The following is a 14,120-nucleotide window of genomic DNA, read 5'->3' on the forward strand; positions in this document are numbered from 1 at the left end:
TTCTCGCGGTTCGGCTTCTGGCCCAGAATGGGCTACGGCCTGAACCTGCCTGGCCGATAGGGACGGTGCACGACCTCGACGCGGGGCCGGTGCGCCGCGATCCGCGTTAGGCTGCAGCGAACGCCATGAAAGTACTTTTCCCCAATCCCTTTGGCCGCGCACCGGCCTCCTCGCAAGCGGTCGACGCGCTGCAGCGCCGCCTCGGTTTCTCCGACGCCTACGCCACCTTCCTGCGAACCCAGAACGGCTTCTCGCTGTACGAGATGGAGCAGGCCGGCGACATCGCGGCCTATGTGCAGCCAGACGGCACGGCGAGCAGCGCGTCGCATGCCAACTTCCGAGCGCTCAACAGCTTCGGCGCTTCGGACCCCCACTGCGACCTGGAGACACTGCAGGCCGAGAGCCTGCTGGCCGACTGGTTTCTGGACATCGGCAGCGACCCCGCGGGCAACCCGTTCGTGGAGGTGCTGCACGGCCGGCACAAGGGCCGTATCGCCAGCCTCGACCACGACCTCTTTGCAGGCAAGCTGGACACGCAGGAGTTCCTGGCCGACATGGAACTGGCCCACCTCCCATCGCTCGGCCTGGACGCGCAGGCCGATGCGCTGTGCGACGAGGCGCAGGGCCTGGTGTGGTTCCACGCCAGCGGCATGCAATCCTTCCTGGACCATTGCATCCACTGCGACGACGATTTCTGGGGCTTCGTGGTGGACGAACGCGCGCCCTGACGCGGTCGGATCAGTTTCTTGCCACGCTCCTGAACGCCGCAGACAGGGCGTCCACGGCCTCCCGCGCCCGAGCCTCCCGGACCCGGGAGTGCAGCAGGACGGGCAGGCGCGGCAGGTCGGGCAGGCCCAGCTTGGGCCCCACGTCGACGCAGCCCAAGGGCAGCATGCGCGGTGCCAACGCCGCGACGCCCAGTCCGGCCACCACCGCCGCCGCGACGGCTGCGACGCCGCCGCCCACAAACACCTCGGTCCACGGGATGCCGGCCGTGTCCAGGAGCTGCTCCGCCAGCGCGCGCACGCCGCAGGGCTGCGCCATCGTGGCCAGCGGCAGGGGCTCACCCACGCGGTGCTGCCAGCCTGCGGCAGCGAACCAGCCGAAGCGCTCCTGCGTCAGAAGCTTTCCGTCCGTGCGTCCCGCGTGCAGCCGGACGATGACCGTGTCGAGTTCGCGTCGGTCGTAGCTCTGGAGCAGATCGCCCGAGGAGCCGATCCGGATGTCGATCAGCAGCTGCGCGTCTTGCGCGTTCATGCGGGCGATCAGCGCGGGCAACTCCGGGCCCGCCACGTGGTCGCTGATGCCGATGGTCAGGCGCTGGCGGGCGCTCGCAAAGGCCGCCAGCGTGCGATCGTGGACCGCCAGGAGTTCCCGGGCATGTCCCAGGAAGGCGGCACCGCGCGCCGACAGTTCCACGTGCCGGGGTGTGCGCTCCAGGAGCCGGCAGCCCAGCCTGTCTTCGAGGCGTTTCAGTTTCAGGCTGATCCCTGCCTGCGTGGTCTGCATGACTTCCGCGGCGCGCGTGAAGCTGCCCAGCTCGGTGATGCGAACGAAGGCCTGAACGGCGTCGAGATCCAGCGGGCGATCAGTCATGACAAAAGATTGTTATTGAGATAAGTATCAATAGCAAATCTGAATACATAACATCCGCTGTTCCACCATGACCCGGAGCAGCGATGCCCACCATTCACATCTCGATGCGCGCGGGAAAGCCAGAGGCGTACCGGCAGGCGATCTTCGACAGCCTCTATCGCGCCCTGCGCGACACGTTGAACGTGCCGCAAGACGACCAGTTCATGACGATCACCGAGCACGAGGCCGCCAACTTCCGATATGGAGGCGCCTTCGGTGTCGCGCGCAGCGACGATCTCCTGTACATCCAGATCACCGTTTTCAACACGCGCACCGCGCAGCAGAAGAAGGCGCTGTTCCAGCGCATTGCGCAGCTGCTGGCCGAGAGCCCGGGGATACGGCCGGAGGACGTGTTCGTGACCCTGGCCGATGCACCCAGGGAGAACTGGTCCGTCGGGCATGGGCTGGCGCAATTTGCCTGAGGAATGGCTCCTTCAGCCTCAAGAAGAAAGCCTGCATCCATCGCGCGATTCCAGAAAACTGGTGGACGGAATTTGAAAGAGGCCGGCGTCCTCTTCCCGACCGGACGCCCCCCGACAACGCCGCAGACCCAAGGTCCTGGTTCGGTCGCTCACCGCCCGCCTACTTCGCCAGGAGCGACGCAATCGCCGGCCCGGCCAGGCCGATGGTGGCACCCAGTGCATCGGCGTGGCCGTTGGGACTGTTCATCTCGACATACTCTGCCGGCGTGCCTTGCGCCTTGAGGATCTCCACGGCGCGTTTGGACAGGAGCGGCGGAAAGATCTGGTCCGAGCTGATGCCCACGAACAGCGACCTGGCCTTGATGCGCTCTGGTTTGGCGCTGGGCAACTGCAAGGCCTTCAGCGTGTACAGCCAGCTGTTGGCGTCCATGCCCTTGGCACGCGCTTCGCCGATCTTCTCGAGGGTGGCATCGACCGCAAACTGGTTCGCAGCCGCTTCGCCGGGGTTCTTGCCCGGGTCGGCCCACTTCTGGCCGAAGGCCTTGTCGGCCCAGGCGAAGCTGAGCGCGTCGAGCGTGACCAGCCGCATGGCCTGCGTCATGCCGGCCAGCGGCTCGGCCTTGCCGTGGTAGTCGCCGTGGGACCAGTTCGGGTCCAGCCGCACGGCCGCGCCCCACGAGCTCATCTTGGCGATCGCGTAGGCCGGGCTGTCGACGCCAGGCCCCACGATGGACACTAGGCGTTGCACGCGCTCCGGGTAGGCCGAGGCCCATTCCACCGACATCCAGGCGCCGGCCGACGCGCCCGCCACGGCGTAGAGGGTTCGAATGCCCAACGCATCGAGCAGGGCCTTCTGCACCTCCACCGTGTCCCGCGCCGCCAGCACCGGGAAGCGCGGGCCGTACGGTTTGCCGGTGGCGGCGTCGATGCTGGCCGGGCCGGTGCTGACGACGGTGGCCGATGCGCGATTGGGGTTGGCCAACGCGTCGGTCGCGATGACGAAGAACCGATCGGTGTCGATCGGCAGGCCGGCGCCGATGATCGTGTCCCAGTAACCCGGCGCGGCGTCGCTCGCCGCATACCGGCCGGCGGCGTGCGAGGTGCCGGTGATGAAGTGATTGATGAGGATCACGTTGTCTCGCGCCGCATTCAGGCGGCCATAGGTTTCATAGCCGATGCGCACGCCCTTGATGACCTGGCCATTCACGGTCGTGTAGGTGGGCAGGTTGAACACCTGCTTTTCCACGATGCCGTCGAAGGCCTGTGCGTGCGTCGTGACGAGGGCGGCACAGACGGCGGCCGCGGCGCAAAGCAGCGTGTTCGAAAGAGAAGAAGATCGTTGCATGGGGACTCCCGGGTGGTGAGGTCCGCACTGTCGGCGGCCGCTGCCAGGCGCGCATCCGGTTTGGCGCCCAAACGCCCGGTGGAGGGCATCAACGGTCGTGAGGCGGCATCGAGCGGTCGCCGTTCGGTCCCCTCAAACGACGGCTCGAGGACAAACTCGCTCCCACCGGCTCTGGATCGGTAGCGGCATGGCGTGTCAACCTCTACAGTGGCGCGATGCATGCAGCCGACGGCCCCCCGTGATCCGCGTTGATTCACCCATTCCCGCCCACTGGCTGGGCGCCGCGCGGCTGACGGCCGGCGCGTTCCTGCTGTGCGCGATCGCGGCCGGGCTGCTCTTCTGGGCCGCTCCTGCGCTCGAAACACCGGCGCGCCTGTTCGTCTTCGTCGAATGCGTCGGCATGGTGTTCATCGCGTGCGTCGCGGTGCTGGGCCGCTTTGGACGGCTGCGGCGAATGCAGGCGCTGCCCCGTTGGCTTCTGACCGGCGCGATCGCCATCCCGACGGGGTACTTCGGCGGTCACCTGGTCGCGCTCCTGATATTGGACGAACCGATCGGCCGCGTCGTGGGTCATGACAGCGACTACATGGTGGCGTTCGCCTTCGGCCTGGTGCTGGCCATGTTCGTCCTCTACGTCGCCGCGACGCGTGACCAGCTTGCCAAGGAGGCGGTCGCCCGATCCGACGCCCAGCGCCTGGCCACCGAGTCGGAACTGCGGCTGCTGCGCGCGCAACTCGAACCCCATATGCTGTTCAACACGCTGGCGACTCTGCGCTCGCTCGTCGACGAAGACCCGCGACAGGCCGAGCGCATGATCGACCAGCTGATCGTCTACCTGCGCAGCACGCATGCAGCGTCACGCGACGAGGTGACGACGCTGCAGTCGGAGTTCGCCCAGCTGAGGGCGTACCTCGACATCATGTCCTTGCGCATGGGGCCCAGGCTGGCCTACCGGCTCGACCTGCCCGCCGAACTGGCGCGAGTCGCCATCCCGCCGATGCTGTTGCAGCCGCTGGTCGAGAACGCCATCAGGCACGGCCTGGAGCCGAAGTTGGGCGCAGGACGCATCGAAGTGCTGGCACGGTCGATCGAGGGCGGCATCGAGGTCGCGGTAGACGATTCCGGTCTGGGCTTGTCGCCGCACCCGCCCGCTTCGGGTGACGGCGAGGTCTGCGGGGCCGGACTGAAAAATGTGCGTGACCGCCTCCAGACCCGCTATGGCTTGCGTGCGTCCCTGTCTCTGCAAGCGCGATCGCCGTGCGGCGTTCGCGCGGTCGTGAGGATTCCATCGTGAGCGCGTGGCGCGGCGTGATTGCCGAAGACGAACCGGTGCTGTCGAGAACACTGCAGCGCTTGTTGCACGAAGCCTGGCCCGAGCTGGAGATCGTGGGCGTTGCCGACGATGGCCTGAAGGCGATCGAGCTGGCCCAGACCCTGGCGCCCGATGTGATGTTCCTGGACATCAAGATGCCGGGCAAGACAGGCCTGGAAGTCGCCGAGTCCGTCGCCGACGAGTGGCCCGACGACCAGGCCGAACCGCTCTTCGTCTTCATCACCGCGTACGACAATTTTGCGATTTCGGCGTTCGAGCATGCGGCGATGGACTACATGCTCAAGCCGGCGACGCTCGAACGCCTGCAGGTCTGCGTGCAACGCCTGAAGCAAAGGTTGCACGAGCGCGCGCGGACACCGGCGGCCGGTGGCATGGCGGCCCTGATGCAGCGCGTGCAGTCGATCACCGATCCGGCGGACGCGTCCGAAAAGATCAAGGTCATCCGCGCCGGCGTCGGCAACACCGTGCGGATGATTCCGGTCTCGGAGGTGATCTGCCTGGAAAGCGCCGAGAAGTACGTCAATGTCGTCACGGCCCAGGGCGAGGCGCTGGTGCGCATGAGCCTGCGCGATCTGGTGTCGCGGATCGACGCCACCGACTTCACGCAGGTGCATCGCGGCGTGCTCGTCAACACCCACTGCGTCGTGAGCGCCACCCGCGACGAGAACGGGCGCTACAGCCTGTCGGTGCGTGGCCTGGCGCGATCGCTCAAGGTCAGCCGGGCGTTCGGGCACCTGTTTCGCGCGATGTAGCGGCAGCGGGCTCGTGGATGGACGGGGCCAGGGCCGGGCTCATCGTCTCGGGGCGCGCAGCCTCGCAATGCCGAAGCCCAAGGCCACGGCGACGCACAAGAATGCCAGCACGGCCAGCCAGGTGGATTGGGTGAAGTAATAGGCGCCCAAGGCCGCACCCGCCGCCACGAAGGCGCCCAGCCATTCCAGGGCGGGGTCGAGCCAGCTCTTGGCCGCGTGCGCCTTGGGTTCCGCGAACGCGCGATCGTGTTCGTCGATCTGCTGTGGGGTCGGCGATCTGCGGGCCTTCCGTTGTCGCGGGTCGGGGAAGTGTTCTCGCAACGCCGGCGTGGGCCAGGCGCCATCGCTGGATGACGCGAGGCCGCTCAATGTCCAGACCGGGTCCGCGTCGTGCCTCGCAAGATCCGACATCAGGCTTTCGAGCGCCTTGCTGTCGTGGAGACCGTCGATGTCCTCAAGATCGGCGCGCAGCCATGACTCGGCGTCGGCCGCATCCGGCAGGCCGGAGGTGCGCAGCAGGAGGTAGTCCCCGAAGTGCTGCGCAATCAGTGCTTCAAACGACGCGTAGATCGGGCGGTAGCGCTCTCCGACAGCGCCGAGGATCGCTTCACGCCGTGTCGCCAGCCGCGCAACCGCTGCGGCCTTGTCAATGACGAGGTAGGGGTAGGTCGCGTCGGCGCCGAAATCCTCGATGCATTCCTCGCGGTCGACGGCCGAGGCTTCGTCGTCCATGTCGTATTCGTCGATGAAGCGCGCGTACCGGATGTCGCTGGGGCTGAAGAGTGCCCGCCAGAACAGCGGGAAGAACGCGTTGGCCTCCAGCTCCGCGCCATGGCCGAAGAAACTGCGCCATTCGTTGCGGCTGCCTTCCGGCATCCGGGGCAGGGAGGAGCTGGACAGATAAATGGGGTGTGACATGCGCGATCTTCCGTGTTGCGGCCGGAATCATCTTAGTGGGAGTGGCGCGTCATCCCGTGACCCTGCTGTCCTTCAAACCAGCGGACTGGCCGCAAGCAGCCCTTCACCCGTCAGCGCCGCAACCCCTGCGTGAACCGCAGCATGTTCGAGAGCGACTCCGCAAACCGCGGCTCCAGGAACGCCGCCAGGTGCGGCATCAGCAGCTGCAGCATCACCAGCCCCGCCAGCAGCGTCAGCGGAAAGCCCACCGCGAAGATGCTGAACTGCGGCGACGCGCGGTTCAGGATGCCCATGGCGAGGTTGAGCGTGAGCAGTGCGGTGATCAGCGGCAGTGCCAGCAGCAGGCCGCTCGCGAAGATGTCGCCGCCCGCGAGCACGAGGAACATCCAGCCGCCGGCCGCCAGCGGTGCATCGGCGATGGGCAGCGTGTGAAAGCTCGCGGCCAGCGCCTCCAGCATGAGCAGGTGGCCGTCCAGCGCCATGAAGATCAGCATCGCCAGCATGTTCAGCAACCGCGACACCACCATCGTGCTGCCGTGGCTCATGGGGTCGAAGAAAGACGCGAAGGACAGACCCATCTGCAGGCCGATGTACTCGCCCGCGGCCAGCACTGCGGTGAACACGAGTCGCATCGAGAAGCCCATGGCGGCGCCGATCAGCACCTGCTGCACGATGATCCAGAGGCCGCCCGCCGACACCACGGGCACCGCCGGCAGCGGCCCGAGCGTGGGCGAGATCACCAGCGTCAGCACGGCGGCGATGCCCACCTTCACCTGCCGCGTCGCCCAGGGCTCGCCGAACACCGGCGCCGTGGAAATCATGGCCAGCATGCGCACGAAGGGCCAGAGGAAGGCCACCAGCCAGGCCTCGAGCTGGCCCGAGGTGACGGAAAAGACCGAGGGCGTCACGCCAGCATCTGCGGGATGCTGGCGAACAGGGCGCGCATGTAGTCGAGCATGCGGTCGAGCATCCACGGCCCGGCGATGACCAGCGTCGCGAACACCGCGAGCAGCTTGGGAATGAAGGACAGCGTGGCCTCGTTGATCTGCGTGGCCGCCTGGAAGATGCTGACCACCAGGCCGATCACCAGCGCCACCAGCAGCAGCGGGGCGCCCAGCAGCAGCGAGATTTCCATGGCCCGGTGGCCCATGGTCATGACGGATTCGGGCGTCATAAATAAAAGCTCTGCGAGAGCGCACCGATCAGCAGCTGCCAGCCGTCGGCGAGCACGAACAGCATGAGCTTGAAAGGCAGCGCGATGGACGCGGGCGGCACCATCATCATGCCCATCGACATCAGCACGCTCGCCACCACGAGGTCGATGATGAGAAAGGGAATGAAGATGGTGAAGCCGATCTGGAACGCCGTCTTCAGCTCGCTGATGACGAAGGCCGGCAGCAGGATGCGCAGCGGCACGTCTTCGGGCCCCTGCATCTCGGGCGCCTTGGCGAGCCGCGCGAACAGCGCCAGGTCGGTCTCGCGCGTCTGCTTGAGCATGAAGGTCTTGAAGGGCGCGATGCCGCGCTCCAGCGCCTTCTCGGCGCTGAGCTTGCTTTCCGAGAAGGGCACGTAGGCCTCGGTGTAGGCCTTGTCGAACACCGGCGACATCACGAAGAAGGTGAGGAACAGCGACAGCCCCACCAGGATCTGGTTGGGCGGCGAGGTCTGCGTGCCGATGGCGGTGCGCAGCAGGCCCAGCACGATGAGGATGCGCGTGAAGCTGGTCATCGACAGCAGCAGCGCGGGCAGGAAGGTGAGCGAGGTCAGCAGCACCAGCGTCTGCACGCTCAGCGACCAGGTCTGGCTGCCGCCGGGGCCCGGCGTGCTCGTGAGGCCGGGCAGGCCCTGGGTCCACGCGGCGGCGGGCAGCGTGGCGGCGAGCAGCAGCAAGGCGGTGCGCAGGCCGCGGTGCAGGGCGGGGCGCGTCATGGTGCGGTGCGCGCTTTGCCGGCGAGGGAATCGCGGAGCTTCTGGGCGAACAGGCCCATCGGATTTTGCGCAGGCATAGGCGTTGCAACGGAAGGCGTTGCCTGCGCCGCCAGCGTGTGCAGCGTGCGGACCTGGCTGCTGGTGACGCCCAGCACCAGCCACTGGCCGGCCACGTCCACCACGACCACGCGCTCGCGCGGGCCGACCATGGCGGTGGACACCACCTTCACCACCTGGCCGCCGCCCAGCCGCTGCAGGCCGAAGCGCCGTGACAGCCACGCGCACAGGAAGATCAGGCCGACGACCGCCGCCATGCCGAAGCCCGCCTGCAGCAGGCCCGCGCCGCCGACCGCAACGGGCGGCGCGGCTTCGCGCACCGGCGTGGGCACGGTGGGCAAGGCGGCGTGGACTGCATGCGCTGCATGCAGGCCCAGCGCAAGCAACGAAGACACCCGCGCCAGGTTCATGCGCGCGCGAGCTTCTGCATGCGCTCGGAGGGCGTGACGATGTCGGTCAGGCGGATGCCGTACTTCTCGTTCACCACCACCACCTCGCCCTGCGCAATGAGGTAGCCGTTGATCAGCACGTCCAGCGGTTGTCCGGCCAGGCCGTCGAGCTCCACCACGGAGCCCTGCGACAGCTGCAGCAGGTTCTTGATGGTGATGCGCGTGCGGCCGATCTCGGCGGTGAGCTGCACGGGCACGTCGAGCACGCGCGCGATGTCCACGGGCGTCGCGGACGATGCAGCCGGTGCATCCTGGATCTGCTGGAAGACCTGCGCCGTTGCGGGAGCCACGGCCGGGTCGGGCGCGGGCGCGCTGGCCGCGGTCTGCTCGGCCAGTGCGCTGGCCCAGTCGTCCGCGTCGCTGGCGGCAGAGGTGTTGTCAGTCATGGTCGTTCTTCGAATCGCTGTCTTGGTGGGAGATCATGTGTTGCACGCGCAGGGCGTAGCGCTCGTTGGAGGTGCCGTAGCCGCAGGCCATCACGGGCACGCCGCCGACCTTGGCGACCACCGTCGCCGGCAGCTCGATGGGAATCACGTCGCCCACGCGCAGCTTCATCACTTCGCCCAGCGTCGAGGGCATGGTCACGAAGTCGGCGGTGAGCTCGACGTCGGCGGCCTGCATCTGGCGCGACATCTGCGTGACCCAGCGCTTGTCGACCTCGACCTCGTCCTGGATCGGGTTCGAGAGCAGGTCGCGGATCGGCTCGATCATCGAGTAGGGCAGGCACACATGCAAAAAGCCGCCGATGGGGCCGAACTCGATCTGCAGCGTGGTGTTGATCACCACCTCGTTGGGCGCCACGATGTTGGCGAGCTTGCCGTGCATCTCGGCGCGCACGTAGTCGAAGGCCAGCGGAAACACCGGCTGCCACGCGTCGCCATAGCACTGCAGCGACAGGTCGAGCAGGCGCTTGATGATGCGCTGCTCGGTGCGCGTGAAGTCGCGCCCTTCCACGCGCACGTGGTAGCGCCCGTCGCTGCCGAACAGGTTGTCCACCACGAGGAACACCAGCTTCGGGTCGAACACGAAGAGGGCGGTGCCGCGCAGCGGCTTCATGTGGACCATGTTGATGTTCGCGGGCACCGGCAGGTGCCGCACGAACTCGCCGAACTGCTGGATCTGCACCGGCCCCACCGAGATGTCGGGGCTGCGGCGCATGAAGTTCAGCAGCGCGCTGCGCAGGCCGCGCGCAAAGCGGTCGTTGATGACCTCCAGCGTGTGCATGCGGTTGCGCACCACGCGGTCGGGCGCACCGAGGTCGTAGGCCGGCAGGCCGTCGGGCGGCGGCGCGGGCGCGGCGGCCTGGTCGAGGTCGCCGCCGGTGACGCCCTGCAGCAGCGCATCGACCTCGTCCTGGGAGAGCACCTGTTCATACGCCATGGATCGCGGGTCCGCAAACGGGCATCGTCGTCACTGCACGACGAAGGAGTTGAAGGACACGCTCGCGATGCCCAGCTCGGGCAGGCCCTCGGCCAGCGGCGCATTCAGCGCGCTGTGAATCTCCGTGGCCAGCCGGGCCTTGTCTTCCGAGGTGACCAGCGATTCGGGCGGGCGGTTCGACAGCAGCACCAGCAGGCGGCTGCGCAGCTCGGGCATGAACTCGACGATCTGCGCCTTGGCCTGCTCGTCGCGCACCTTCAGCGCCATGCCGATCTGCAGGAAGCGCGAGCGGCCTTCGGACTGCAGGTTGACGGTCAGCGGCTCCAGCATGAGGAAGATGGGCTTCTCGGGCACCGGGGCCTTGGCCGTCTCGGCGGCGGCGTGCTCGGTGAAGCGGGGCAGCACGAAGACGTACGCCGCCGCACCGGCCGCGGCCAGGCCGAGGACGGCCACGAGCCCGATCAGCAGTTTCGAGGTGCGGCGCGAGGCCGGCGGGTCGGTCGCGACCGACGCAGCCGCGGTGGCGGCGGGAGAAGAGGTAGCCATGGTGAAACGGTGGACGGGTCCGATCTATTCTTTGCGAAGTCGCCCGCCGGCGAACGGCCGAACAAGCGCACAAAGGCGCTTCACATCCGTTCATTGGGGGAGGCGGGCGGGGCGGTTTCAGGCGAAGGTGTCGACGCCCGGGCCCGTGCGTGGGGTGGCAACGGGGCGGGGCGCCGCCGTGGCCGTGTGGGCGATGTCGGCGGCAGCGGAAGTGCCCTGCGGTCGCCACGCGCCCTGTCGCTGGTGTTGTTGCTGTTGCTGCTGCGCGAACGCCGCGTCTTGCCCGAACGGCGCGCGCGGGTCCGCGCCCACCGAGGTCTGGCCCAGCGTGATGCCCTGCTCCGACAGGCTGGTGCGCAGCTGCGGTAGCGCGGCTTCGACGGCCTTGCGCACGCTCTCGTGGGCCGACACGAACGCGGCCTGCGCCTGGTGCTCGCCGACCGACAGCGTGACCTTCAGCGGGCCGAGGCCGGCGGGGTTGAGGTTGAGCTCGGCCGTGTGCGTGCCGCTGAGGCTCATGCGCGCGAGTTGCTGGCCGAGTGCGGGCGCCCATTTCTCGCTGCCGACTTCGGGCGCGAGCGTGTGCACGGCGGGGCGTGCGACGGGGCTTTCGGTCATGCGCTCAGTGGAGACGGTCGCGGGCTGTTGAAGCGCGAACGGGGTGCTGGACGGAGTCGTCGCGTCGTCGCCCGAGGTGCTGGCCGACACCGCGGCGACGGGCATTGCTTCTGTCGTCGCAGGCTTCGCATCGCCAGCGGGCTGGGCTTGCGCAGCGGCTGCGAGTTGTTCGGTGGTGGTGGCGCTCACGGTGCGCGGTGCGCCCGCGCGGCCCGGTGCGGCGGTGCCGACGGGCGGGCCTGCAGGTGCAGCAGCCGGCTTCTTTTCGTCGACAGCCATCGGCTGCGCAGCGACGGCGGCGCGCACGATCTCGTACAGCGAAGGCGGCGCGGCGTTGTCGGTTTCAGGCGTCGCGCTTTGTGCGGCGGCTGTGGCGGTGGGGGCAGAAGCGTCTTCGGTGGCGATGGCGGGCGCGGGCGTGGCGGCGGCGTCGCTGCTCAAACGCACCGTGCCCGCCGGCAGGCCGGCTTGCGCGTCAGGCGTGACCGGCGCCAGTGAAGTTTCTGGCGCACCGCTGCCCTGCGTGGCCGCACCTCCCGCAAGCAACAACGCCTGTTGCGGCGTGACGGCGGCTGCGAGAAAAGCGAAATCCGGCTCCGCAGGCTGCGCATCCCGCACCTCTTCCGCAAGGTCCGTCTTGCGCAGCGGCTTGGCATCCGCGACCACGGTGTCGGCATCCGACGCCTTCTCGGCCTGGCTCGCGCGCGAACGCTCAAGCGCGGCACCGAACGCGCGGCCTTGCGCCTCGTCGGCGTTGCTGCGGCCACGTGCGCCGCCCTGCGCGACCGGCGAGGTGGCGGCAGGCGTGACGGACGGCGGGATCATGGGAGGCATGTCGGTTCCTGGAGGAGATTCAGTGGGTGGGGTGCGAGGCGCGGTCGAAGAACTGGCGGGCGGCGCGTTCGTCGCTGTCGCGCTGTTCGCGCTTGGCCTGCGCCATCAGCTCCTGCGCGCGCACGCGATCGGCCAGCGTGTCGAAGGAGCTGAGGCGGCGCTTCTCGCGTTGCCAGTCGGTGCGGCCCCGGTCGAGCTGGTGCCCGGCCCGTTCGGCGATGGCGCGCTGCTGCGCGATCGCGTGGTCGAGCGTGCCGAGGAAGTTGCGGTAGTTGCGCCACTGCGACGACGGCAGGCCGCCGCGCATCAGCGTGTCGAGTTGCGCGTGGTAGTCCTGGCGGTACTGCAGCAGCAGCTCGAGCTTCTGCTGCGCGCTCAGGTGCGCGCTTTGCAGCGCGCCCAGGCGGCGCGCGGCGTCGTCGGTCTGGCTCTGCGCCAGGTCGATGAGCATGCCGAGGGGGAGCTTGCTGCTGCTCATGGGCGTCCTGGGGAAGGTGTGTTCGTGAACAGGCTGTCCATGTGGGCGATGGCCTCCTCGTAGCCGGTGCGCTCGTGCATCGACTGCTGCAGGAAGGCTTCGATGCGCGGGTACATCGCGATCGCCTGGTCCAGCTGCAGGTCGTGCCCCGGCGCGTAGGCGCCGACGCTGATCAGGTCGCGGTTGCGCTGGTAGCGCGACAGCATCTGCTTGAAGCGGCGCACGGTGTCGAACTGCGCGGGCGCAATCAGCGACGTCATTGCGCGGCTGATCGAGGCCTCGATGTCGATGGCCGGGTAGTGCCCGGCCTCGGCCAGCGTGCGCGAGAGCACGACGTGGCCGTCCAGGATCGCGCGCGCCGAATCGGCGATCGGGTCCTGCTGGTCGTCGCCTTCCGACAGCACGGTGTAGAAGGCCGTGATCGAGCCGCCGCGCCCCTGCGCGTCGCGCGCGCCGTTGCCGGCGCGTTCGACCAATGCGGGCAGCCGCGCGAACACCGAGGGCGGATAGCCCTTGGTGGCGGGCGGCTCGCCCACGGCCAGTGCGATCTCGCGCTGCGCCATCGCATAGCGCGTGAGCGAATCCATGATGAGCAGCACGTCCTTGCCCTGGTCGCGAAAGTACTCGGCCAGGCAGGTGGCGTAGGCCGCGCCCTGCAGGCGCAGCAGCGGCGAGTTGTCGGCCGGCGCGGCCACGACCACGGCGCGCGCCAGGCCTTCCTCGCCCAGCGTGTTCTCGATGAAGTCCTTCACCTCGCGACCGCGTTCGCCGATGAGGCCGACCACGATCACCTCGGCGCTGGTGTAGCGCGCCATCATGCCCAGCAGCACGCTCTTGCCCACGCCCGAGCCGGCAAACAGGCCCATGCGCTGGCCGCGGCCGACGGTGAGCATGGCGTTGATGGCGCGCACGCCCACGTCGAGCACCGAGTCGATGGCCGCGCGCGACAGCGGGTTGATCGGCGGCGCCGCCAGCGGCACCTGGCGCGCCACGTCGAGCGGGCCGAGCCCGTCGAGCGGTCGGCCGGCCGCATCGACCACGCGGCCGAGCATGCCTTCGCCCACGGGCAGGCGCTTGGTGTGGGCATCGCCGGTCGCACCGGGCTCGCGCAGGCCGGGCCGCGCGAACACGCGCGCGCCGGGCAGCAGGCCTGCGACTTCGGTCTGCGACATGAGGAAGAGGCGGTCGCCCGCGAAGCCCACCACTTCGGCCTCGGCATGGCGCTGCGGATGGCCGGGCGGCAGTTCGATGAGGCAGTCGCTGCCCACGGGCAGCTGCAGGCCCACGGCTTCGAGCACGAGGCCGACGGCGCGCGTGAGGCGGCCCGAGGCGGTGGTGGTCGTGCTGCGGGCGACGTCGGCGCGCGCCTGTTCCAGCACGGCGCGCACGCTGTTCAGATGAGGGTTGGTGGGCGCGGTCTGCAT

Annotated in this window: 17 protein-coding genes; 4 read left to right on the forward strand and 13 right to left on the reverse strand. The window is 68.6% G+C overall.

Annotated features, from left to right (window positions below):
• Positions 1 to 125: 125 nt before the first annotated feature.
• Positions 126 to 728, forward strand: coding sequence for a hypothetical protein (locus VBO01S_RS01300; RefSeq protein WP_062469288.1), 603 nt, complete (start codon positions 126 to 128; stop codon positions 726 to 728).
• A gap of 10 nt (positions 729 to 738) precedes the next feature.
• Here the strand turns inward: VBO01S_RS01300 and VBO01S_RS01305 are convergent, their stop codons facing one another.
• Positions 739 to 1,596, reverse strand: coding sequence for a LysR family transcriptional regulator (locus VBO01S_RS01305; protein ID WP_062469291.1), 858 nt, complete (start codon positions 1,594 to 1,596; stop codon positions 739 to 741).
• 83 nt (positions 1,597 to 1,679) lie between these two features.
• Between VBO01S_RS01305 and VBO01S_RS01310 the strand changes: the two genes are divergently transcribed.
• Positions 1,680 to 2,057: a tautomerase family protein gene (locus tag VBO01S_RS01310; RefSeq protein ID WP_062469294.1), complete on the forward strand. Its 378-nt coding sequence runs from the start codon at positions 1,680 to 1,682 to the stop codon at positions 2,055 to 2,057.
• A gap of 160 nt (positions 2,058 to 2,217) precedes the next feature.
• Here the strand turns inward: VBO01S_RS01310 and VBO01S_RS01315 are convergent, their stop codons facing one another.
• Positions 2,218 to 3,402, reverse strand: a complete 1,185-nt coding sequence (locus VBO01S_RS01315; protein ID WP_062469297.1) for an alpha/beta fold hydrolase — start codon at positions 3,400 to 3,402, stop codon at positions 2,218 to 2,220.
• A 238-nt stretch (positions 3,403 to 3,640) separates the two neighbouring features.
• Between VBO01S_RS01315 and VBO01S_RS31605 the strand changes: the two genes are divergently transcribed.
• Positions 3,641 to 4,696, forward strand: a complete 1,056-nt coding sequence (locus VBO01S_RS31605) for a sensor histidine kinase (RefSeq protein ID WP_169805012.1) — start codon at positions 3,641 to 3,643, stop codon at positions 4,694 to 4,696.
• Positions 4,693 to 5,487, forward strand: a complete 795-nt coding sequence (locus VBO01S_RS01330) for a LytR/AlgR family response regulator transcription factor (protein WP_082817920.1) — start codon at positions 4,693 to 4,695, stop codon at positions 5,485 to 5,487. Before VBO01S_RS31605 ends, VBO01S_RS01330 begins: the two co-directional genes overlap by 4 nt.
• Positions 5,488 to 5,526: 39 nt before the next feature.
• Here the strand turns inward: VBO01S_RS01330 and VBO01S_RS01335 are convergent, their stop codons facing one another.
• The 11 genes from VBO01S_RS01335 to fliI form a co-directional block, all read right to left on the reverse strand.
• Entirely contained in the window at positions 5,527 to 6,405 is an 879-nt protein-coding gene (locus VBO01S_RS01335; RefSeq protein WP_062469306.1) for a hypothetical protein, read from the reverse strand.
• Positions 6,406 to 6,515: 110 nt separating this feature from the next.
• Entirely contained in the window at positions 6,516 to 7,313 is a 798-nt protein-coding gene (gene fliR / locus VBO01S_RS01340) for a flagellar biosynthetic protein FliR (RefSeq protein WP_062469310.1), read from the reverse strand.
• Positions 7,310 to 7,579: a flagellar biosynthesis protein FliQ gene (fliQ, locus tag VBO01S_RS01345; RefSeq protein ID WP_062469313.1), complete on the reverse strand. Its 270-nt coding sequence runs from the start codon at positions 7,577 to 7,579 to the stop codon at positions 7,310 to 7,312. Before fliQ ends, fliR begins: the two co-directional genes overlap by 4 nt.
• Entirely contained in the window at positions 7,576 to 8,334 is a 759-nt protein-coding gene (gene fliP / locus VBO01S_RS01350) for a flagellar type III secretion system pore protein FliP (protein WP_062469318.1), read from the reverse strand. The genes fliQ and fliP overlap by 4 nt, the downstream gene beginning before the upstream one ends.
• A complete protein-coding gene (gene fliO, locus VBO01S_RS01355; protein ID WP_062469322.1) occupies positions 8,331 to 8,801 on the reverse strand; it encodes a flagellar biosynthetic protein FliO in 471 nt (156 codons plus the stop codon). The genes fliP and fliO overlap by 4 nt, the downstream gene beginning before the upstream one ends.
• Entirely contained in the window at positions 8,798 to 9,226 is a 429-nt protein-coding gene (gene fliN, locus VBO01S_RS01360; RefSeq protein WP_062469325.1) for a flagellar motor switch protein FliN, read from the reverse strand. The genes fliO and fliN overlap by 4 nt, the downstream gene beginning before the upstream one ends.
• On the reverse strand, positions 9,219 to 10,220 hold the full coding sequence (fliM, locus tag VBO01S_RS01365) for a flagellar motor switch protein FliM (protein ID WP_062469328.1): 1,002 nt from the start codon (positions 10,218 to 10,220) through the stop codon (positions 9,219 to 9,221). Before fliM ends, fliN begins: the two co-directional genes overlap by 8 nt.
• Positions 10,221 to 10,250: 30 nt before the next feature.
• Positions 10,251 to 10,766: a flagellar basal body-associated protein FliL gene (gene fliL / locus VBO01S_RS01370; protein ID WP_062469331.1), complete on the reverse strand. Its 516-nt coding sequence runs from the start codon at positions 10,764 to 10,766 to the stop codon at positions 10,251 to 10,253.
• 117 nt (positions 10,767 to 10,883) lie between these two features.
• Positions 10,884 to 12,218, reverse strand: coding sequence for a flagellar hook-length control protein FliK (locus tag VBO01S_RS01375; protein WP_082817921.1), 1,335 nt, complete (start codon positions 12,216 to 12,218; stop codon positions 10,884 to 10,886).
• 19 nt (positions 12,219 to 12,237) lie between these two features.
• The gene (fliJ, locus tag VBO01S_RS01380; RefSeq protein WP_062469337.1) at positions 12,238 to 12,696 is read right to left on the reverse strand and encodes a flagellar export protein FliJ; all 459 of its coding nucleotides are present in this window, start codon (positions 12,694 to 12,696) and stop codon (positions 12,238 to 12,240) included.
• The gene (fliI, locus tag VBO01S_RS01385) at positions 12,693 to 14,120 is read right to left on the reverse strand and encodes a flagellar protein export ATPase FliI (RefSeq protein WP_062469466.1); all 1,428 of its coding nucleotides are present in this window, start codon (positions 14,118 to 14,120) and stop codon (positions 12,693 to 12,695) included. The genes fliJ and fliI overlap by 4 nt, the downstream gene beginning before the upstream one ends.

The organism is Variovorax boronicumulans NBRC 103145 (genome assembly GCF_001591345.1).
GTDB lineage: Bacteria > Pseudomonadota > Gammaproteobacteria > Burkholderiales > Burkholderiaceae_C > Variovorax > Variovorax boronicumulans.